The following is a 21058-nucleotide window of genomic DNA, read 5'->3' as shown; positions in this document are numbered from 1 at the left end:
GAATGCGGCAAGATAGCCGCCTCGCAGCTGCGGCACCGCTTCGCAGTCGCAGCGTCCGCGCCCGACGAAAAAGGGCCCGGCTCACGCTGGAGCCGGGCCCTTTTCAATTGTGTTTCAAAGAGGCGCCTATTCCTCGGTCGCGTTGTCGCGGCGTGCGGCCAGCCATGCCTCGGCCTCGGCTTCTTGCGCGGCCTCGACAGCGGCGCGGGCGGCATCCTCGCGCTCCTTCTTCAGCTCGTCGATCAGGGCCTGGCGGTCGTCGACCAGCCGCGTGTCGGCCACCGGCTTCTGCTCATCGGCAGGCAGGTTCTTGGCCGCCTTGGCCACCGCCGCGTCCAGCTCGCGCTGGCTGCAGAGGCCCAGCGTCACCGGATCCTTGGGATTGATGTTCTGGATGTTCCAGTGCGACCGGTCGCGGATCGCGCCGATGGTGTTGCGCGTGGTGCCGATCAGCTTGCCGATCTGCGCGTCCGAGATTTCGGGATGGTTGCGGATCAGCCATGCGATGCCGTCGGGCTTGTCCTGACGCTTTGACACCGGGGTATAGCGCGGACCCTTGGTGCGCTGGACCTGAACCGGCGCCCGGTGCATCTTCAGCACGTATTCGGGATCGTTCTGGCCCTTCTCGATCTCCTCGTGCGTCAGCTCGCCCGCACGAACGGGATCGCGCCCGGTGTATTTCGCGCCGGCCAGATCGTCGGCCATGGCCTGCACCTCCAGCATGTGGAGGCCGCAGAACTCGGCGATCTGTTCGAACGTAAGGCCGGTGTTGTCGATCAGCCAGCTGGCGGTCGCGTGCGGCATCAGCGGAGTGGCCTGTTTCGTGCTCACGAAGTGAACCTTTCGCATGGGCCCCGTGGCGCGGGCCGGACATTCTTTCGGGAAAAATCCGGCGATGCGCGGGGCGGAAAAACGATAAGGGCCGCCCCTTACCGGAGCGGCCGCTTGCCTTTCGCATCTAGGCGATCCCGCGCATGCAGGCAAGGGTTTCCCGCTCGCCCGCGCGATTCAGCTTTACATGGGCGCGAAACGGGGCAGGGCGCGCATGCGCCCGATCCAGCCGCGAATCGCGCCCAGCCCGTCCAGCGAGAAGCCGCCTTCATGCGCCACATGGGTATAGGCGAATAGCGCGATATCGGCGAGCGAACAGGCATCGCCCACGAACCAGTCCCGCTCCGCCAGATGCCGGTCCATAAGCGCCAGTGCCGCCTCGCCGCCGCTGCGTTTCATCGCCATCAAGCAGCGCTGTTGGTCCGCCAGATTCGCTTCGCCCAGCACATGCAGCCAGTATCGCATGGTCGCGATATTGGGTTCGTGCTGATACTGCTCGAAGAACATCCAGCGCAGCATTGCGGCGCGTTCGAACCTACCCGAAGGAATCAGCCCGGATCCGTCGGCTAGGTAGAAACAGGCCGCGTTGCTTTCGGGCAGGAATTGCTCGCCCGCCTGCAGCACGGGAATTCGCCCATTGGCGTCGACCTCGGCCAGGAAACGCTCGGTGCGGGTTTCGCCCTTGGTGATGTCGTAGAACCGGCGCTCGACCGGAATGTCCAGCAGCGCCGCCGTCAGCCTGATCTTGTAGCAATTGCCGCTGACGGGATCCTCGTGAAGGATCAGCGGTGAGGGCAGGCCAGTCGGTGAAGTGTGGGCGGTCATAATACGGTCAGCACGATCTTGCCGACGTGATCCTCGTCCATGCGGCGGTGCGCATCGGCGGCGCGGTCCAGCGGATAGGTCGAATCTATTTCGGGCCGCAATTGCCCGCTGGCGACGAAGGGCCAGACCTCACGCCGGATCTCGTCCGCCAGCGCCGCCTTGAAATCGTCGGAACGCGGGCGCAGCGTCGATCCGGTCAGCGTCAGCCGCTTGGTCAGCACCTTGTGCATCGGGATCTCAGCCTTCACGCCGCCCTGCATGGCGATGGTCACGTGGCGCGCATCCTCGGCCATGCAGGCGATGTTGCGCGCGACATAATCGCCCGAAATCATGTCGAGCACGACGTCCACGCCGCGCCCGTCCGTGATGCGCCTGACCTCCTCGACGAAATCGCTGTCCTTGTAGTTGACCGCGTGATGCGCGCCCATCGCGCGGGCGGCATCGCATTTCTCGTCGCTGCCGCAGGTGACGATGATGGTCAGGCCGAACAGGTTCGCCAGCTTGATCGCCATGGTGCCGATCCCGCTGGTGCCGCCATGGACCAGCAGCCATTCGCCTTCGTCCGCCATGCCGTGTTCGAACACATTGCTCCACACGGTGAACAGGGTTTCGGGCAGCGCAGCGGCTTCCTCCATCGACATTTCGTCGGGCACGGGAAGGCAATGATCGGCCCTGGCAAGGCAATATTGCGCATAGCCGCCGCCCGCGACCAATGCGCACTTGCGCGTGCCCAGCAGTTCGGGATCGACAGCGTCGCCGACCGCGACGACCGTGCCAGCCACTTCCAGCCCCGGCGTATCGGGCGCACCCGGCGGCGGCGGATAGAGCCCCGAGCGCTGCATCACGTCGGGCCGGTTCACCCCGGCGGCCTGAACGCGCAGCAGGACCTGTCCCTCGGCGGGCGAAGGCACCGCCATCTCGCGCGGGACCAGCACTTCCGGCCCGCCCTTTCCGTCGATGGCGATGGCGGTCATCTTATCCGCGATGTTCGGATTGCTGCCGGGCTTGCCAGTTCCATTCACCCCGCCTGTCACATTCATCCCGTCTGTCACATTCACCCCTGAATCGAATGTCCCGCGATGACTGTTGCCAAACCGGCACATGCCCCGTGCCGACCGGCGTACAGCCTGTGGATTTCCGCCCACCCGCATGCGGTTAACCGCAAGGTGCATTGACAGCAAGGCAAACAGCGGCATGATCGGATATTGCAATGTTCGATGACGATCGCCCCCGGCCCGCTGGCCAAACCGGCGAACTCGCGACCCGCCTCGCGAGTGAGAACCTCGACCCGCTTTCGCAGGACGAGCTGGAAGAGCGCATCGCCTTGCTGGAACTGGAAATTACCCGGACCCGAACCCATATGGACCGGGTGGACAAGCACCGCCGTGCTGCCGAGGCTCTCTTCGGATCGCCGGAGAAGCCGCCAGCATGATCGCCCGCGCCGCCCCAGCTCGATTTGCTCGGGCCAGAAACATGGCGGCGCTTACCGTTGCAACACGGACTGCAAGGCCCGTTTCCGCCGCGCCATTGCGCGAAGGAAACGCGGGTTTCAGGCCCAGACCCCGCGACAGCGCCGGCACCGAAAATTCGCCGTTAACGCTTTCGCCTTACGTTCATGACAATCTTGCCATGATCGCGACTCCGGTTCCCTTTGGATAGGAAATAGCGCCCAATGCCCTCTTTCGCCCAGAGCCTCGAAAAGACGCTTCACACCGCGCTCGCCAATGCGGCAGAGCGCGCGCATGAATATGCGACTCTGGAACACCTTCTTCTCGCCCTGATCGAGGATGAGGACGCCGCGCAGGTGATGGAAGCCTGCGGCGTCGAGCTTCCCGAATTGACCGGCGTGGTGAAGCAGTACCTCGACCAGGAATATCAATCGCTGAAGACCAGCGAAAAGGCCGATCCCTCGCCCACCGCCGGGTTCCAGCGCGTGATCCAGCGCGCCATCCTGCACGTGCAGTCGAGCGGGAAGGACACGGTCACCGGCGCGAATGTGCTGGTCGCGCTGTTCTCGGAACGCGATTCCTATGCCGTCTATTTCCTGCAGCAGCAGGACATGAGCAGGCTGGACGCGGTTTCCTATATCAGCCACGGCATCGGCAAGACCGGCAAGCAGGTCGAGCAGCGCCCTGCCAAGGGCGACGAAGACCCCAAGGCCGAGGAACGCGCCGAGCAGGGGGCCAAGAACAAGAAGGATTCGGCGCTCGACCAGTTCACCGTCAACCTCAACACCAAGGCGCTGGCCGGCAAGGTCGATCCGCTGATCGGGCGCGGGCCCGAAGTGGATCGCACGATCCAGATCCTGTGCCGCCGATCCAAGAACAACCCGCTCTATGTGGGCGATCCGGGCGTCGGCAAGACGGCCATCGCCGAAGGCCTTGCCCGCAAGATCGTCGAGGGCGACGTGCCCGAAGTGCTGGCCGAAGCGGTCATCTACTCGCTCGACATGGGCGCGCTGCTGGCGGGTACCCGCTATCGCGGCGATTTCGAGGAACGGCTGAAGCAGGTCGTTTCCGAACTGGAAAAGATGCCCGAGGCGATCCTGTTCATCGACGAGATCCACACCGTGATCGGTGCGGGCGCGACCAGCGGCGGGGCGATGGATGCCTCGAACCTGCTGAAACCCGCGCTGTCGTCGGGTGCGATCCGCTGCGTGGGTTCCACGACCTACAAGGAGTTCCGCAACCACTTCGAAAAGGACCGCGCCCTGCTGCGCCGGTTCCAGAAGATCGACGTCAACGAACCCACGGTCGAGGATACGATCAAGATCCTGCGCGGCCTGCGTTCGGCGTTCGAGGAGCACCACCAGGTCAAGTACACGCCCGACGCGATCAAGACCGCGGTCGAGCTGTCGGCCCGTTACATCAACGACCGCAAGCTGCCCGACAAGGCGATCGACGTGATCGACGAAGTGGGCGCGATGCAGATGCTGGTCCCGCCCAGCCGCCGCAAGAAGACGATCACCGCTCGCGAGATCGAGAAGGTGATCTCGACCATGGCGCGCATTCCGGCGAAATCGGTGTCGAAGGACGACAAGAAGGCGCTGGAAAACCTGGAACGCGACCTGAAACAGGTGGTGTTCGGGCAGGACAAGGCGATCGAGGTTCTGTCGACCGCGATGAAGCTGTCCCGCGCGGGTCTGCGCGATGCGGACAAGCCGATCGGCTCGTTCCTGTTCAGCGGCCCCACGGGCGTCGGCAAGACCGAGGTCGCGCGTCAGCTGGCCGACATCATGGGCATTCCGCTGCAGCGTTTCGACATGTCGGAATATATGGAGCGGCACTCGGTCTCGCGCCTGATCGGCGCGCCTCCGGGCTATGTCGGCTTCGACCAGGGCGGTCTGCTCACCGATGCTATCGACCAGCAACCGCATTGCGTGCTGCTGCTGGACGAGATCGAGAAGGCGCATCCCGACCTGTTCAACATATTGCTGCAGGTGATGGACAACGGACGCCTGACCGATCACCACGGCAAGACGGTCGATTTCCGCAATGTCGTCCTCATCATGACGACCAATGCGGGCGCGGCGGACATGGCGCGCAATGGCATCGGCTTTGGCGACATCTCCAAGGCGGACGCCGGGGATGAGGCGGTCAAGAAGATGTTCAGCCCCGAATTCCGCAACCGTCTCGATGCGATCGTGCCGTTTGCCTATCTGGGCAAGGAAATCGTCAGCCGCGTGGTCGACAAGTTCATCCTGCAGCTGGAACTGCAGCTGGCCGACCAGAACGTGCATATACAGTTCGACGGCGATGCCCGGGGCTGGCTGGCCGAACGCGGTTACGACCGCCTGTATGGCGCGCGCCCGATGAGCCGCGTGATACAGGAAAAGGTGAAGCAGCCGCTGGCCGAGGAACTGCTGTTCGGCAAGCTGTCCGCAGGCGGCGAGGTGCATGTCAGCACCAAGACCGGCGAGGACGACAAGCCCGAGCTGGCTTTCGAACTGACGCCCGCCCCGCCCAAGCTGGTGAAGCGCCGCAAGAAGAAGGCGGCGCCGAAGAAGGACGGCGGCAAGTCGGCGGAAGGTTCGCACGAACCGGACGAGGATTCCGGCAACGGCTGACCGGCGATAGCGCGAATAGGGAAGGGCGGCCTCGAAAGGGCCGCCCTTTTCTATGGTGCCAGCTGTTCGACCAGCGCCTCGACCTGCCGTCGGGTATCTTCCAGCGCGCCGCCGGTGTCGATGACATGATCGGCCCGGGCGCGCTTTTCCGCATCGGGAACCTGGAGCGCGAGGATCTCCTCGAATTTCTCCACCGTCATTCCCGGGCGCTTCAGAACGCGTCGGCGCTGTTCCTCGGCAGGCGCCGACACGACCGCCACGGCATCCAGCCCGCGCGTGCCGGTCTTTTCGTACAGCAGCGGAATATCGAACACGATCAGCGGCGCATCGCGGTTCGCTTCCATGAAGGCGAAACGCTCTTCCGCGACGGCGGGATGGACGATGGCCTCCAGCCTTTTCAGCGCCTGCGGATCGGCGAACACGATGGCGCCCAGTTCGGCGCGCTTGACGCCTTCGGGGCCGGTGGTGCCGGGAAAGGCTTCCTCTATGGCTGGGATCAGCAAGCCGTTTGGCCCTTGCAGGCGGTGCACCTCGGCATCGGCATCGAAGACTGGGACGCCGCAATCGCGGAACATGCCCGCAACGGTCGACTTGCCCATGCCGATGGAGCCGGTGAGGCCAAGGATGAAGGGCCGGTTTTCGCTTGCCGGGCTGTTCATCGGGTCAGGATCTCGCGCAGTTTGGCGTCATCTTCGCGCGGCGCTGGCTGGCCAAAGAATTTCTCGAACGCATAGGCCGCCTGCCCGATCAGCATCGACAGGCCGTCGATGGTCCGGAAACCGGCCTCTTTCGCGGTCTTCAGAAATTCGGTCTCGCGCGGGCTGGTGACGATTTCATAGCAGATCGAGCGCGGCGGGACATGGCCGGGATGCAGGTCCAGCGGCGGATTGCCAGTCATGCCCAGCGGGCTGGCATTGACCACCAGATCGAGGCAACCGACCCGGTCGTCGAAATCGAATTCGGTCGGCTCGGCCAGCATGGACAGCGGCGCGACATGGTGCTCGCCCTCGGGGTCCAGCTCGTCCAGCAGGACGCGCGCCCTGGCCGGATCGCGGCCGAACATCACGATGACGAAGCCATGATCGCACAGCGCCTTGACCAGCGCCCGCGCCGCACCGCCATTGCCGATGATGCGCGCCATGCGGAACAGATGCGGCTGCGAAAGCTCGTCCAGCAAGGGTTCGAGGAAGCCGGGCGCATCGGTGTTGAAACCCTTCAGCGTGCCGTCCGCCTGTCGCACCACCGTATTGACCGCGCCGATCGCCTGCGCCGCCGGATCGACCGCATCGACCAGCGCCATGATCGCCTGCTTGTGCGGCATGGTGACGTTGCAGCCGCGCCAGTCCGGATCGCCGCGCCGCTGCGCGATGTAGTCCGCGAGCCCTTCGGCCGTCACGTGACAGCGGCGATAATCGCCGTCCAGCCCCAGCCGCTGCAGCCAGAAATTATGGATGTCGGGCGATTTCGACTGCGCGATGGGGTCGCCGATCACCTCGGCATAGGGCCGGTTCGATCCTTGGGCGGTCATTGCGGCAATTCCCCCTGTTCGCGCAGCGCGCCCAGCACCGGCAGCAATGGCATGCCCAGCACGGTGAAATAATCGCCGTCAAAGCCTTCGAATAATTGCACGCCCGGCCCCTCGATGCGGAACACGCCGACACACCAGCCGACCGCGGGCCATTCGGCGTCGAGATAGTTCTCGATAAAGTCCTCGCTCAGGCGGCGCACCCGCAAGCGGGCCAGCGCCTTGTGCCGCCATACCATGTCGCCATCCCGGACCAGCGCCGCTGCGCTGTGCAGATGCATGGTGCGGCCTGAGAAGAAGCGCAGATGCTGCGCGGCAGCCTCGCGGCTCTCCGGCTTGTCGAAACGGCGCCCGTCTACCTCGACCAGCGAATCGCTGCCCAGTACCAGCCGTCCGGGTGCATCGACCGCCGCCGCCTTGGCTTCCGCCAGCGCAAGCGCGATGTCGCCGGCCGCGGCACCCGTCATCGCGGCCTCCAGCGCGCGCTCGTCGATGTCGGCAGGCCGCGCCTCGAACGCGACGCCCGCCTGTTCCAGCATGGCCTGCCGCGACGCGCTCTTGGATGCGAGCACGATCATACCGGCTTGGGCCCCGTATTGCCTTTCGACAGGCCGCTCTGCCGTTCATTGACCAGATTGATGACTGCCGCCGCCGTTTCCTCGATCGATCGGCGCGTGACGTCGATCACCGGCCAGCCATTGTCGGCGAACATGCGGCGCGCGAATTTCAGTTCCTTTTCGACCCGGTCGTGATCGACATAATCCGTCTCGGGCGCCTGGTTGAGCGACAGCAGCCGATTGCGCCGGATCTGGATCAGCCGGTCGGGCGATGTCGTCAGCCCCACGACCAGCGGCCGGCGCAGGCCGAACAGCGCCTTGGGCGGCGGGGATTCGACCACGATGGGGATATTGGCGGTGCGATAGCCGCGATTGGCCAGATAGATCGAGGTCGGCGTCTTGGACGTGCGCGACACGCCCGCCAGCACGATATCGGCCTCTTCCCATTCCTCCCACAGCAGGCCGTCGTCATGCGCGATGGTGAACTGGATCGCCTCGACCCGCGCGAAATAGGCCTCGTCCATGCGGTGCTGGCGGCCGGGGCGGGCATGCGCTTCCTGTCCCAGCAGGCTGGACAGGCGGCGCGTCACCTCGTCCAGTGCGGACACGGTGGCCAGCCCCGCCTCGTCGCATTTTGACTCCAGCCTTTCGCGGATCTCCTGGTTCGCCAGCGTGAACAGCACGAGGCCCGGATTGCGCACGATTTCGCCCATGATGCGGTCGAGATGCTGCTGCGAGCGGACCATCGGCCAGAAATGGCGGTCGACATCGGCTCCCTCGAACTGCGCCAGCGCCGCCTTGGCGATCATTTCCAGCGTCTCGCCCGTGGAGTCAGACAGAAGATGCAGGTGCAGGCGGGTCATTGCGCTATGATCGATCCTGGTCGCCGTAACGGCCGGTTGGGGGTTGTGGACGAATAGGGCGATAAATCATGGGACGATGCCGGGGACAAGCAAAACGACCGATTCCGTCCCCGCTGCGAGTCCCGAACGGGCCAGGTTCTGGACAGGGGGTCCGCTTCGCCCACAGCCTGTTCATAAGGCGAAGAACTAGCGTTTGACTCACGTCGCATGCGGATTCGGGTTCGGCAATTTGCAGTGGCCTTGCGGTGATAATTCGGGCAATCGCGACAATCCCCACAATCCACAGGACCAACAGAGTCCTTCAACCAATTATAAGAATCTTTCTTTTGGAGATTTATGGCAGGCCCTCTTCTCGAAACGCTCAAGGGCAGGAATCTCGACCGGCGCCCGATCTGGCTGATGCGGCAGGCGGGACGCTATCTGCCCGAATACCGCGAATTGCGCGCGGAAAAGGGCGGTTTTCTCGCGCTGGTCTATGACAGCGAGGCCGCGGCCGAGATCACGATGCAGCCGTTGCGGCGGTTCGGTTTCGACGGGGCGATCCTGTTTTCCGACATTCTGATCGTGCCCTATGCGATGGGCCAGAACCTCGAATTCCTGGCGGGCGAGGGGCCAAAGCTTTCGCCAAGGCTCGCCGATGGGGCGCTGAGGGCGCTGGAAGGGGTGCCAGAGCGCCTTTCGCCGATCTACCGCACCGTGGAGCTTGTGAAGGCGCAGTTGAGCCCACAGCAGACCATGCTGGGCTTTGCGGGCGCGCCGTGGACGGTCGCGACTTACATGGTCAATGGCGAGGGCAGCCGCGACCAGCATGAAACGCGCGAAATGGCCTATGCCGATCCGCAAGGGTTTCAGGCGATCATCGATGCCATCGCCGATGTCACCATCGACTATCTGGTCGGCCAGATCGAGGCCGGGGCCGAGGCGGTGCAGGTGTTCGACAGCTGGGCGGGCAGCCTTGCGCCCGACGAGTTCGGCCGCTGGGTGATCGCGCCCACCGCGCGCATCGTGGCCGCGGTGCGCCAGCGCTGTCCGGGCGTGCCGATCATCGGCTTTCCCAAGGGCGCGGGCGAGAAGCTGGTCGCCTATGCCAAGGAAACGCTGGTCGATGCGGTGGGTGTGGACGAGTCGGTGGATATCGCGTGGGCAGCGCGTGAACTGCCGGAAAACATGCCGCTGCAGGGCAATCTGGATCCGCTGCGGCTGATGGCGGGCGGCGCGGAGATGGAGAGCCGCGTGCGCTTCATCCTCGACGCCTGCGCGCACCGGCCGCATGTGTTCAACCTGGGTCACGGGATCGGCCAGTTCACCCCGATCGAGCATGTCGAGAGCCTGCTTGCCACCGTGCGCGGCTGGCAGCGGCCCTGATTTGCATCGCCCATCGGACCATCGTCGATCAGGCCGCCGTTCCTCAGGCTAGCGATCGGGCGATTGCCCTCACTACCCCCTTCAACCTCCCGTTCCGCGCCGCTATCAAGGCGGCCATGCAAGAGGCGCTTTCCATGATCTACCTCTGGCTCAAGGCAGGCCATATCATCTTCGTGGTGTTCTGGCTGGCGGGGCTGTTCATGCTGCCGCGCCAGATGATCTACATGCATCCCGCCGCGCCCGGCTCGGACGAGGAAGCGCTGTGGGCCAAGCGGACCGGCCTGCTGCGCAAGATCATCCTGACGCCCAGTCTGGTCGTGGTGTGGGTGCTGGGGCTGGCGCTGGCCTATGTGCAGGGTGTCTGGGGCGAATCCTGGCTGCATGCCAAGCTGCTGCTGGTCGTGCTGATGACCGCCTATCACGGGATCATGGTCGGCAAGGCGAAAAAGATGGCGCGGGGCGATCGTCCGCTTTCGGAAAAGCAGCTGCGCATGTGGGGCGAGGTGCCGGGCATATTGCTGGCGCTGATCGTGGTGCTGGTGGTCGTCAAACCGTTCTAGGCCGCCCGCATCGCCGGTTTTGCGACCAGTGGTGGACACATAAGCGGCGAAGGGCGATTGACCTTGCGCCGCGGCGGCCTTATCTTGGGCCTTGTCTTTTAGCGACCCTCGCGCACCATGCGGGGTTCTCGCTCCAGCCTTTACAAACCGAATAACGTCCTGCCTTCGCCGAACTGCGTGCGAATTTCCGGTTCAAGGACGCCAAGCGGATCTCCTTAATCGGAATAACAGAATATGCATCTCAAGGAACTCAAGCAGAAAACCCCCGCCGAACTGGTCGAAATGGCCGAAGAGCTGGGCGTGGAGGGCGCGTCGACCCTGCGGCGTCAGGACATCATGTTCGGCATCCTGAAAGAGGTTGCCGAGGATGAGGAAATCCTGGGCATCGGCACGATCGAAGTGCTGCCCGACGGTTTCGGCTTCCTGCGCAGCCCCGAGGCGAACTATCTCGCCGGGCCCGACGACATCTATGTCTCGCCCAACCAGGTCCGCAAGTTCCAGCTGCGCACCGGGGATACGGTCGAGGGCGAGATTCGCGCGCCCCGCGACGGCGAACGCTATTTCGCGCTGACCAAGCTGCTCAAGGTCAATTTCGACGACCCCGACGTGGTCCGTCACCGCGTTAATTTCGACAATCTCACCCCGCTCTATCCGGACGAGAAGCTGGTGCTCGACACCGTGGATCCGACCGTGAAGGACAAGTCGGCGCGGGTGATCGACATCATCTCGCCGCAGGGCAAGGGCCAGCGCGCGCTGATCGTGGCGCCGCCGCGCACCGGCAAGACCGTGCTGCTGCAGAACATCGCCAAGGCAATCACCGACAACCATCCCGAAGTGTTCCTGCTGGTCCTGCTGGTCGACGAACGGCCCGAGGAAGTGACCGACATGCAGCGCAGCGTGAAGGGCGAAGTCATCTCCTCGACCTTCGACGAACCTGCGCAGCGTCACGTGCAGGTCGCCGAAATGGTGATCGAAAAGGCCAAGCGACTGGTCGAGCACAAGAAGGACGTGGTGATCCTGCTCGATTCGATCACGCGCCTCGGCCGTGCCTACAACACCGTGGTCCCGTCCTCGGGCAAGGTGCTGACCGGCGGTGTCGACGCGAACGCATTGCAGCGCCCCAAGCGCTTCTTCGGCGCGGCGCGCAATATCGAGGAGGGCGGCTCGCTCTCCATCATCGCGACCGCGCTGATCGACACCGGCAGCCGCATGGACGAGGTGATCTTCGAAGAGTTCAAGGGCACCGGCAACTCGGAAATCGTGCTCGACCGCAAGGTCGCGGACAAGCGCATCTTCCCCGCACTGGATGTCGGCAAGTCCGGCACCCGCAAGGAAGAGCTGCTGGTCAACAAGGAACAGCTGTCCAAGATGTGGGTTCTGCGCCGCATCCTGATGCAGATGGGCACGATCGATTCGATGGAATTCCTTCTCGACAAGATGAAGGATTCGAAGACCAACGAAGACTTCTTCGCCACCATGAACCAGTGATCTGCGGGGCCGGCCCGCAGACCATGCGACCGGCCCTTCAGACCATGCGAAACGTCTCTGCGCTCGCCGCTTTCCAGTGGCGGGCGTATTGCGTGTTGTCGGGGTCTTCCACCAGCACGCCGGGTTTCAGGAACCGATAGAACTGGTCCATCGAATCGGACCGCACCGAATTCAGCCGCTCGCCAATGTGATGCGGCTGGATCTGCCATGGATCGTCCAGCCCCATCGCAACCACGATCTCGCGCAGCCCGTGCAGGGTCTGGCGCTGGAACCGCGCGACCCGTTCCGCCTTGTCCTCCACCACCAGCCCGCGCTGGCGCGTGGCGTCCTGCGTGGCGACACCGGTGGGGCATTCATCGGTGTGGCATTTCATCGATTGCACGCAGCCCAGCGCAAACATGAAGGCGCGCGCGGCATTGCTCCAGTCCGCGCCCAGCCCGAAATTCATCGCCAGCCCCGCGCCCGAATGCACCTTGCCTGCCGCCGCGATCTTCACCTGCGGCTTCAGCCCCGATCCGACCAGCATGTTGCGCACCATGATCAGCCCCTCGCGCATCGGCATGCCGACACGGTTGGACAATTCGACGGGGGCCGCGCCAGTGCCGCCTTCGCCGCCGTCGACGACGATGTAATCGACCGTGATGCCGGTCTCCAGCATGGCCTTGGCGATGGCCATCACCTCGTGCGGCTGTCCCACGCACAGCTTCAGCCCGACCGGCTTGCCGCCCGCCATCTCGCGCAGCCGGGCGCACCATTCGATCATCTCGATCGGCGTGGAAAAGGCCGAATGCCCGGGAGGCGACAGGCAATCCTCACCCACCGGCACGCCGCGCGCTTCGGCGATCTCGTCGGTCACCTTGCTGCCCGGCAGCAATCCGCCATGGCCGGGCTTCGCGCCCTGGCTCAGCTTGACCTCGATCATCCTGACCGTGTCGGCCTGCGCATTCTCGGCGAACAGGCCGGGATCGAAACTGCCGTCCTTGTTGCGGCAGCCGAAATAGCCGCTGCCCAGTTCCCACACCAGATCGCCGCCATGCGCCTTGTGATAGCGCGAGATGCCGCCTTCGCCGGTGTCGTGATAGAACCCGCCGCTGGATGCGCCCTTGTTCAGCGCCATGACCGCATTGGCCGACAGCGATCCAAAGCTCATCGCCGAAATATTGAGCAGCGATGCGGAATAGGGCCGGCTGCACTGGTCCGATCCGACCTTACAGCGCCATTCCTTCGGTGCCTCCTTGGTGGGCGCGATGGAATGGCCAAGCCACTCATATTCCTCGGAATACACATCCAGCTCAGTGCCGAACGGATGCGAATCGAGCTGACCCTTCGCCCGCGCGTAGATCAGCGCTCGCTGGTCATGGTTGAAGGGCCGCCCTTCCAGATCGGATTCGATCAGATAGGAGCGGAAATAGGGCCGGAAATCCTCCATCAACCAGCGAAAGCGCGCGATCAGCGGATAATTGCGCCGCAGCGTGTGCCGGGTCTGGAAGAAATCCCACACCGCAATCAGCAGCAGCGGCACGGTGAGATAGGCGAGCCAGCGCACGCCAGGCCAGACCAGCGCAACCGCGGTTAGCACCACCAGCACCGCCGGCACCGCAAAGCGCGTGTAAAGATCAGCGGAGCGGCGCCAGCTGGCCCTGTTCTGCATGGCTGCGCTTACGCCAGATGCTTGCCGAAGAACTCCGCGGTGCGCTTGTCCGCCAGCTGTGCGCCCTGCTCATCGCGGCGCTTGCCGGATTGCGTGGCAAAGCCGTGATCCAGCCCCTCGTAATCATGCAGGGTCACGCGCGGGTGATCGTCCAGCCCTTCGTGCATCGCCTTTTGCGCATCCGCATCGACAAAGCCGTCCGCCGTCGGGATATGCAGCATCAGCGGCTTGGCGATGGCATGGCTCTCGTTCAGCATCTTGTCGATCATCACGCCGTAATATCCGACCGAGGCATCCACGTCGGTGCGCGCCGCCATCATATAGGCAAGCCGTCCGCCCGCGCAGTATCCGACGCAGCCGACCTTTTGCACGCCTTCCTCGCGGCGGACCCAGTGGACCGTCGATTCCAGGTCCTTCACCGCCTGGTCGAAGTCGAACTTGCCGAAATAGTCGAACGCCTGCTGCATCTCGTCCTCGACATCGGGGTCGAGTTCGATCCCCGGCTCAAACCGCCAGAACAGGTCGGGCGCGACGGCGAGATATCCGTCCTTGGCCAGCAGGTCGCACTTTTCCCGAATTCCGGCATTCACGCCAAAGATCTCCTGAATGACGACGATCGCCGCCTTAGGCGTAGAGGAGGGCCGGGCGACATAGACGCCAAAGCTGCCGTCATTCTCAAGCGTGGGAACCGATTGGGCGAATTCCATGGCCATTCTCTCCTTATGCGGTTGCGGGTGCTCGACCCAACCTAGGAAGCACCATTGGACATTGCCACCCGTCTGTGACAGCGTGCACCCATGCATAAGGTTCCACGGGGTTAAGCCAATGAAAGTGAATGTCGAATTCGATTGCTCGCCGGAAGAGGCGCGGCGCTTTCTTGGCCTGCCCGATGTCACGCGCGTGAATGAATATTACGTCGACACCATCATCAACACGATGAAGGGGACCGGAAATGTCGAGCAGATGCAGGAAATGATCAAGCAGTTCACCCCGATGGGTGAGCTGGGCCTGAAAATGTTCCAGCAGCTGATGGAAACCGGCGCGCAGGCGGCTTTCGGCAAGGGCGCCAAATCCACGAACTAGGCCTGATCGCAGCATAGGGGCTGGATTTCGCCGCGCCGGGTGGGCACTGGCATGGCCATGGCTGTCGACGACACGATCTTCGCCCTTTCCAGCGGCAATCCGCCCGCCGGCATTGCCGTGATCCGCATCAGCGGTCCGCGTGCCTCGTCGGTATTGCAGAGCCTGGGTGGACGCATTCCGCAGCCCCGCCGCGCCAGCGTGATGCAGCTGCGCGATCCCGCCGACGCCAGCCTTCTTGACGAAACGCTGGTCCTGTTCCTGCCGGGCCCCCGCAATGCGACCGGCGAGGACTGTGCCGAGCTTCATTTGCACGGCGGCCGCGCGCTTGTGGCGAGGGTTCAGGAGGTTCTCGCATCGCTCGACGGATTGCGGCGCGCCGAACCGGGCGAGTTCACGCTGCGCGCCTTTCGCAATGGAAGGATTGATCTGGCCGAGGCCGAAGGGCTCGCCGATCTGCTGAGCGCGGAGACCGAACTGCAATTGCGCAATGCACAGGCGCTGAGCGGCGGAGCCTTTTCGCGGCGGGTCGGTGAGTGGCGGGACGAGGTGCTGTCGCTTTCGGCGCGGATCGAAACCCTGATCGACTTTTCGGATGAGGACGACGCGGATGCCATCGAGCTGGACATGGCACGGGAGTGCGCCGTCTTGGCAGAAAGACTGGGCGAATGGCTGCACTCGCCGCGCGCGGAGGTGCTGCGCGAGGGGTTTCGCGTTGCCATTGGCGGGCCTCCAAACGCAGGAAAAAGTAGCCTGTTCAATGCTTTGATAGAGGATGAGGCGGCCATCGCAACGCCCATCGCGGGCACTACGCGTGACGCGCTGCATCGGCCCATCGCCTTGGGTGGCATCCCCTTCCTGTTCGTCGACACGGCGGGACTTCGCGACCGCACCGACGATACGATCGAGGCCATCGGCATAGAGCGGGCAGGCGCGGAACTCGCGCGCGCGGACCTTGTGCTATGGCTTGGCGAAAAGGGGCAGGGACCGGAGAATAGCTGGCAGATCGAGACCAAGATCGATCTTCGAATCTCGCCGGCGGAGAAGATGGCGTCCGCCGATTTTTCGGTTTCTGCCGCGACGGGGGAGGGGGTCGACGCGCTTCGGACGGCTTTGATCGCAAGAGCAGCCGAAGCGATGCCTAAACCCGGCCAGATCGCGATCAACGAGCGGCAGGCCTCGCTGATCGAACAGGCGAGGGATAATCTTGTCGAGGCTGGCCATCTGTCCGATCCCTTACTGATCGCCGAGTGTCTCCGCCGGGTGAGGAGTGCATTCGATCGGCTGCTGGGCAATACCGGCACGGAAGACATGCTCGACGCACTGTTCGGACGCTTCTGTATCGGCAAATAGATGTTCCACGTGGAACATCTACGCCTTTCTTCTTTGACCGTGATGCGCGCGAACGGTATGGGCCGAACATGCATAATTTCGACGTCATTGTGGTCGGCGGAGGTCACGCCGGATGCGAAGCGGCCGCCGCCGCCGGACGTATGGGCGCGTCCACCGCGCTTGTCACCTTCGACAAGAGCAAGACTGGGGCGATGTCCTGCAATCCGGCCATCGGCGGATTGGGCAAGGGACATCTGGTTCGCGAGGTCGACGCGTTCGACGGATTGATCGCCCGCGCCGCCGATCAAGCGGCGATCCATTATCGCATGCTCAACCGCTCAAAGGGCAGCGCCGTTCAGGGGCCGAGGGTACAGGCCGACCGCACCCTCTTTCGCCAGGCAATTCAGGCGATGATGTCCGAGACTCCGAACGTAACCGAGATCGAGGGCGAGGTGGCCGCACTGGTCATGTCGGGCGGTCGCGCGTGCGGCGTCGAACTGGCCAGTGGCCAGCGGTTGATGGCATCCGCGATCATCCTCTGCACCGGTACGTTTCTGGGGGGACGCCTCTTCCGGGGCGAGGAAAGGCTCGAAGGTGGGCGGATCGGCGAGAACAGTGCCCACCGGCTGGCCGCGCAATTGCGCGAAGCCAATCTACCCATGGCACGCCTCAAGACAGGCACGCCACCGCGGCTCGATGGACGGACCATAGATTGGCAGCAGTTGCAACGGCAGGAGTCCGACGTCGAGCAATGGCTGATGTCGCCGCTGACGGGGAGCCGCCGGAATCCGCAATTATTTTGTGCGATCACCCGCACGAATGAACGAGCGCATGATATAGTCCGAGGTGGGCTCGACAGATCGCCGCTATTTTCGGGAGCCATCGATTCACGCGGTCCCCGATATTGTCCTTCCATCGAAGACAAGATCCACCGTTTCGGCGACCGTGACGGACACCAGATTTTCCTCGAACCGGAGGGTCTGGATAATGCGCTGATCTATCCCAACGGTATCAGCACATCGCTGCCCGTCGACATTCAGGAAGCGATGCTGAAGGCCATCGCTGGCCTCGAACAGGTTCGCGTTATCGAGCCCGGATATGCTGTCGAGTATGATCATATCGATCCGCGCGCTCTCACGTCGACGTTGGAGCTCAAGGCCATGCCCGGCCTGTATTGCGCCGGTCAGATCAATGGCACTACCGGCTATGAGGAAGCAGCCGCGCAAGGCCTGCTCGCCGGGCTCCACAGTGCTGCTGTTGTATTGGGACGCGAAGGGCCAAGGCTCGACAGGGCAAATAGCTACATGGCTGTAATGGTCGACGATCTTACATTGCAGGGCGTATCGGAACCCTATCGCATGCTGACCGCCCGCGCCGAATATCGGCTTCGCCTGCGCGCCAATAACGCATCCTCGCGTCTCACACCGATCGGGATCGATATCAGTTGTATAGGCAAGCAGCGCCGGGAATGGTTCGAAGCAAGGGAGAAGCAGGCCTTTGCGGTGCAGGATTGGCTGTCGCACTCTTGGTCGCGCGCCGATATTGTTTCACGTGGAACATCGGTCGCGCTGAGCGCAAGCGGCACGCGCCCACTGCGGGACTGGGCCCGGTTCGAAGAAATCCGCGACAAGATCGGCGATTGGGCCATGGAGGATGGCGTGGCGAGCGATAGCGACCTGATGGAGGAGGTGAGCGAAAATCTTCTCTACGCCCCCTATCTCGAGCGACAGGATGCAGAGCTTCGCGACCTGCGTGCAGCCGAAGGGCTGACGATTCCGAAGCACTTCGAATATGGCGCGCTCCCCGGCCTGTCTAACGAGATGAAGGAGCGTCTTTCGAATGCTAGGCCGGAAACCGTGTCTGCGGCCGGGCGTGTTCCGGGCGTGACTCCCTCTGCGCTCGCCGCCTTGGTTGTGAACATACGCAAGTATGAAAATGACCGGGCAGCATGACAAGGCCGGATATTGAGGTAAATCGGCAGGACCGTCAGCAGGCTCTGGATTGGATAAATTCTCGACTTGGCGCAACGGATGCGCAAATCGAGCATTTGCATATGTTCGTTCGCATGCTCCTTGAGGAAGCCGAGGAACAAAATCTCATCGCCGCCGCGACGCGCCGGATTATCTGGTCGCGCCATATTCTCGACAGCGCCCAGCTGCTTGATCATGTTCCACGTGAAACATCTATGTCATGGATCGATTTGGGGTCGGGGGCTGGGCTTCCCGGAATCGTCCTCGCGATCCTTCGGCCAGCCGATCAGTTTACTTTGGTCGAACGCCGCCCATTACGCATCTCATGGCTGGAACGTGCGATTGACCGGCTCGAACTGCGCAATGCGCATGTCTGCGGTACCGCCGTTGCTGCCGTCCCTGACCAGAAATTCGACGTTATCACCGCCCGCGCGTTCGCTCCGATGCCCAAGCTCTTGGCGATGGCCGGGCGCTTCGCTACCAAGGATACGTTGTGGCTGCTTCCCAAAGGACGGTCTGCGAATGACGAGGTGGCGGCAATTCCATCTTGGCAGAATACGTTCCACGTGGAACCTTCAGTTACGGACAGCGAATCGGGAATCATAGTAGGTCGCATTGATCCCAAGGCGATCGGTCCCAAAGGCGGGGTGCGTCGATGATTGTTATTGCAATCGCCAACCAGAAGGGCGGCGTGGGAAAGACGACCACAGCCATCAATCTTGCCACCGCCTTTGCGGCGTCGGGCTGGCGGACATTGCTGATCGACCTCGATCCGCAGGGGAACGCCTCGACCGGGCTAGGCATAGCGCGTGCAGATCGCGAAAATTCTAGCTTCGAGCTGCTGATCGACGGAGCGTCGCTGTCCGAATGTGCACGTGAAACGTCGATCCCGCTCCTCGACATCGTCCCGGCGACGGTCGACCTATCCGGGGCCGAAATCGAACTGGTATCGGCCGAGAACCGCACGCAGCGCCTGCGCGACGGTCTGACGGATCACGCCAAATATGACATCGCCTTCATCGATTGCCCGCCTTCGCTGGGCCTGCTGACTCTCAACGGCCTGGTCGCGGCGGACAAGCTGCTCGTCCCCCTGCAATGCGAGTTCTTCGCGCTCGAGGGTCTCAGCCAGCTGTTGCAAACCGTCGAGCAGGTACAGCAGCGCTTTAACGAGGATCTGGGCATCGTGGGCATCACGCTCACCATGTTCGACCGGCGCAACCGGCTGACAGACCAGGTAGCGGAGGATGTCCGCGAAGTGCTGGGCGACCTTGTCTTCGACACGGTCGTGCCGCGCAATGTGCGCCTGTCCGAAGCGCCGAGCCACGGCGTGCCCGCCCTCGTCTATGATCACAATTGCGCCGGTTCGCGGGCCTATATGGACCTTGCGCGCGAACTTATTGACCGGCTGCCCAAACGGAGGAAAGCGGCATGAGCAAGACCGCGGCAAAGGAAGACACCAAGCCAACCGCAAAGCGCCGCGCGGCGCTGGGCCGGGGGCTGGGCGCCTTGCTCGGCGATGCGCAGCGCGAGGAACCGGTCTCGCGTCCGCAGGCTTCCCACAATGCAAAGGCACCCGCGCCCGCGCCGGCGGAGGGCGTGACAAGTGGCCTTGCCCTGCTGGCGATAGCCTCGATCGAACCGCATCCGGAAAACCCGCGCGTCGAGTTCGAGGAAGGCGCTCTGGAAGAGCTCGCGGGCTCCATCGCCTCGCGCGGTGTGATTCAGCCGGTGATCGTGCGTCCGGCCAGCGGCGGCCGCTATCAGCTGGTCGCTGGCGAACGCCGCTGGAGGGCTGCGCAGAAGGCGCAACTCCATGAAATTCCAGCAATAATTCGCGAACTGGACGACCGCGAGGTCACCGCTCTGGCGTTGATTGAGAACATCCAGCGCGAAGACCTCAACCCGGTCGAGGAAGCGCGCGCCTATCACCGCCTGTCCGACCGCGACGGCATGGCGCAGGCCGAGATTGCCCGACTAGTCGACAAGTCGCGCAGCCATGTCACCAATCTGATGCGCCTGCTTGCCCTGCCGCAGCCGGTGCTGGCGATGGTGGAGAAGGGCGCGCTGTCGATGGGCCACGCCCGCGCGCTGATCAATTGCCCCGATGCCGAGGCGATTGCCGAAAAGGCCGTCGCCAAGAAGCTGTCGGTCCGCGATGTCGAGAAGCTGGTCCGCAAGCAGGCTGCGGGCGAAACCGCACAGCCCGCCCGCCGCGTGGCGCGTGAACCGCGCGGTCCGGAAAACGCCGATATCGCGGCGGTGCAGACTCAACTGGAAGACGCGCTGGGCCTGCCCGTGTCGATTCAGGTCGACGCGGATCCGGCATCGGGCACGGTGACGATTCGCTACAAGACGCTCGACCAGCTCGATCTGGTCTGTCAGCGCCTGACGGGCGGCGAAATCTAGATTCGCTGCGAAAGAATGCTCGCAAGTGCTTCAAGCCCCTTGCGATCTTCCTCGTCGAAGAAGTCCGGTTCGGGGCTGTCGCAGTCGATCACGGCGATGGCCTCGCCCCCGCGCATGACGGGCACCACCAGTTCCGACCGGCTGCGCGCGTCGCATGCGATATGGCCGGGGAAGGCGTGGACATCGGGCACCAGCTGGCTGTCCCCTGTCTCTGCCGCCGCGCCGCAAACGCCCTTGCCAAAGGGAATGCGGATACAGGCAGGCAGGCCGACGAACGGCCCCAGCACCAGTTCGCCCCCGACCGAACGATAGAACCCGCCCCAGTTCAGCCCGGGCACGAAATGCCAGATCAGCGCGGCGACATTGGCCATGTTGGCCACGCCATCGGGCTCGCCCGCGGTGATGGCATCGGCGGCTTCGCAAAGCTCGCGATAGCGCAAGGGTTTGTCGGCAGGGTTGCTGGGCTGAAAGCTGAACATGGACGCGCCTTTACCCCCGTCGCCACCCGCTTGGCAATGCGTCGTTGCCGCCTCGCGATC

General features: G+C 63.6%; 21 protein-coding genes. 11 read left to right on the top strand and 10 right to left on the bottom strand.

Annotated features, from left to right (window positions below; all coding sequences use genetic code 11):
* Window positions 1-126: 126 nt before the first annotated feature.
* The 3 genes from AC4FIJ_RS08900 to AC4FIJ_RS08890 form a co-directional block, all read right to left on the bottom strand.
* Window positions 127-849 carry a DUF1013 domain-containing protein gene (locus tag AC4FIJ_RS08900; RefSeq protein WP_490336359.1) on the bottom strand — a complete coding sequence of 241 codons (723 nt, stop codon included), beginning with the start codon at window positions 847-849 and terminating at the stop codon, window positions 127-129.
* Between the two features lie 165 nt (window positions 850-1014).
* Window positions 1015-1656: a glutathione S-transferase family protein gene (locus AC4FIJ_RS08895; RefSeq protein ID WP_490336358.1), complete on the bottom strand. Its 642-nt coding sequence runs from the start codon at window positions 1654-1656 to the stop codon at window positions 1015-1017.
* Window positions 1653-2630, bottom strand: a complete 978-nt coding sequence (locus tag AC4FIJ_RS08890) for an NAD(P)H-quinone oxidoreductase (protein ID WP_490336370.1) — start codon at window positions 2628-2630, stop codon at window positions 1653-1655. Before AC4FIJ_RS08890 ends, AC4FIJ_RS08895 begins: the two co-directional genes overlap by 4 nt.
* A gap of 236 nt (window positions 2631-2866) precedes the next feature.
* Here AC4FIJ_RS08890 and AC4FIJ_RS08885 point away from each other — a divergent pair, with 236 nt between their 5' ends.
* Together AC4FIJ_RS08885 and clpA are read left to right on the top strand one after the other, a co-directional pair.
* A complete protein-coding gene (locus AC4FIJ_RS08885; protein ID WP_490336357.1) occupies window positions 2867-3088 on the top strand; it encodes a DUF1192 domain-containing protein in 222 nt (73 codons plus the stop codon).
* 240 nt (window positions 3089-3328) lie between these two features.
* Window positions 3329-5722 (top strand): ATP-dependent Clp protease ATP-binding subunit ClpA, encoded by a 2394-nt coding sequence (gene clpA, locus AC4FIJ_RS08880; RefSeq protein ID WP_490336356.1) that lies wholly within the window; start codon window positions 3329-3331, stop codon window positions 5720-5722.
* Between the two features lie 50 nt (window positions 5723-5772).
* Here clpA and coaE read toward each other — a convergent pair whose 3' ends face one another.
* The 4 genes from coaE to AC4FIJ_RS08860 are packed head-to-tail and all read right to left on the bottom strand — an operon-like array spanning window position 5773 to window position 8667.
* Window positions 5773-6381, bottom strand: a complete 609-nt coding sequence (gene coaE / locus AC4FIJ_RS08875; protein ID WP_490336355.1) for a dephospho-CoA kinase — start codon at window positions 6379-6381, stop codon at window positions 5773-5775.
* The gene (locus AC4FIJ_RS08870; protein ID WP_490336354.1) at window positions 6378-7250 is read right to left on the bottom strand and encodes a shikimate dehydrogenase family protein; all 873 of its coding nucleotides are present in this window, start codon (window positions 7248-7250) and stop codon (window positions 6378-6380) included. The genes coaE and AC4FIJ_RS08870 overlap by 4 nt, the downstream gene beginning before the upstream one ends.
* Window positions 7247-7825, bottom strand: a complete 579-nt coding sequence (locus AC4FIJ_RS08865) for a Maf family protein (RefSeq protein ID WP_490336353.1) — start codon at window positions 7823-7825, stop codon at window positions 7247-7249. The genes AC4FIJ_RS08870 and AC4FIJ_RS08865 overlap by 4 nt, the downstream gene beginning before the upstream one ends.
* Window positions 7822-8667, bottom strand: coding sequence for a pyruvate, water dikinase regulatory protein (locus AC4FIJ_RS08860; RefSeq protein ID WP_490336352.1), 846 nt, complete (start codon window positions 8665-8667; stop codon window positions 7822-7824). The genes AC4FIJ_RS08865 and AC4FIJ_RS08860 overlap by 4 nt, the downstream gene beginning before the upstream one ends.
* A 336-nt stretch (window positions 8668-9003) precedes the next feature.
* On the opposite strand from AC4FIJ_RS08860, the gene hemE reads away from it, so the two are divergent.
* The 3 genes from hemE (at window position 9004) to rho (ending at window position 12080) form a co-directional block, all read left to right on the top strand.
* Window positions 9004-10032, top strand: a complete 1029-nt coding sequence (gene hemE, locus AC4FIJ_RS08855) for a uroporphyrinogen decarboxylase (protein WP_490336351.1) — start codon at window positions 9004-9006, stop codon at window positions 10030-10032.
* A 116-nt stretch (window positions 10033-10148) separates the two neighbouring features.
* Window positions 10149-10592, top strand: coding sequence for a CopD family protein (locus AC4FIJ_RS08850; RefSeq protein ID WP_490336350.1), 444 nt, complete (start codon window positions 10149-10151; stop codon window positions 10590-10592).
* A gap of 234 nt (window positions 10593-10826) precedes the next feature.
* A complete protein-coding gene (gene rho / locus AC4FIJ_RS08845) occupies window positions 10827-12080 on the top strand; it encodes a transcription termination factor Rho (RefSeq protein WP_490336349.1) in 1254 nt (417 codons plus the stop codon).
* 37 nt (window positions 12081-12117) lie between these two features.
* On the opposite strand, the gene AC4FIJ_RS08840 is transcribed toward rho, so the two are convergent.
* Both AC4FIJ_RS08840 and AC4FIJ_RS08835 read right to left on the bottom strand, forming a co-directional pair.
* A complete protein-coding gene (locus AC4FIJ_RS08840; protein WP_490336348.1) occupies window positions 12118-13731 on the bottom strand; it encodes an FMN-binding glutamate synthase family protein in 1614 nt (537 codons plus the stop codon).
* Window positions 13732-13739: 8 nt separating this feature from the next.
* Complete coding sequence (locus AC4FIJ_RS08835) at window positions 13740-14438, bottom strand: dienelactone hydrolase family protein (protein ID WP_490336347.1); 699 nt, start codon at window positions 14436-14438, stop codon at window positions 13740-13742.
* Window positions 14439-14556: 118 nt separating this feature from the next.
* Between AC4FIJ_RS08835 and AC4FIJ_RS08830 the strand changes: the two genes are divergently transcribed.
* From AC4FIJ_RS08830 to AC4FIJ_RS08805, 6 genes are all read left to right on the top strand, one after another.
* Complete coding sequence (locus AC4FIJ_RS08830; RefSeq protein WP_490336346.1) at window positions 14557-14814, top strand: DUF6489 family protein; 258 nt, start codon at window positions 14557-14559, stop codon at window positions 14812-14814.
* Between the two features lie 57 nt (window positions 14815-14871).
* Entirely contained in the window at window positions 14872-16164 is a 1293-nt protein-coding gene (gene mnmE / locus AC4FIJ_RS08825; protein WP_490336369.1) for a tRNA uridine-5-carboxymethylaminomethyl(34) synthesis GTPase MnmE, read from the top strand.
* 68 nt (window positions 16165-16232) lie between these two features.
* On the top strand, window positions 16233-18095 hold the full coding sequence (gene mnmG / locus AC4FIJ_RS08820; RefSeq protein WP_490336345.1) for a tRNA uridine-5-carboxymethylaminomethyl(34) synthesis enzyme MnmG: 1863 nt from the start codon (window positions 16233-16235) through the stop codon (window positions 18093-18095).
* Entirely contained in the window at window positions 18092-18772 is a 681-nt protein-coding gene (gene rsmG / locus AC4FIJ_RS08815; protein WP_490336344.1) for a 16S rRNA (guanine(527)-N(7))-methyltransferase RsmG, read from the top strand. Before mnmG ends, rsmG begins: the two co-directional genes overlap by 4 nt.
* The gene (locus AC4FIJ_RS08810) at window positions 18769-19545 is read left to right on the top strand and encodes a ParA family protein (RefSeq protein ID WP_490336343.1); all 777 of its coding nucleotides are present in this window, start codon (window positions 18769-18771) and stop codon (window positions 19543-19545) included. Before rsmG ends, AC4FIJ_RS08810 begins: the two co-directional genes overlap by 4 nt.
* Window positions 19542-20519 carry a ParB/RepB/Spo0J family partition protein gene (locus tag AC4FIJ_RS08805; RefSeq protein WP_490336342.1) on the top strand — a complete coding sequence of 326 codons (978 nt, stop codon included), beginning with the start codon at window positions 19542-19544 and terminating at the stop codon, window positions 20517-20519. Before AC4FIJ_RS08810 ends, AC4FIJ_RS08805 begins: the two co-directional genes overlap by 4 nt.
* Here the strand turns inward: AC4FIJ_RS08805 and AC4FIJ_RS08800 are convergent.
* Window positions 20516-20998: a GAF domain-containing protein gene (locus AC4FIJ_RS08800; protein ID WP_490336341.1), complete on the bottom strand. Its 483-nt coding sequence runs from the start codon at window positions 20996-20998 to the stop codon at window positions 20516-20518. The two genes, AC4FIJ_RS08805 and AC4FIJ_RS08800, sit on opposite strands and share 4 nt — an antisense overlap.
* Window positions 20999-21058: the final 60 nt, after the last annotated feature.

It is taken from the genome of Croceicoccus sp. (assembly GCF_983967925.1).
Note: the sequence above shows the minus strand (reverse complement) of the source record. Positions and strands in the feature narration are given on the sequence as shown.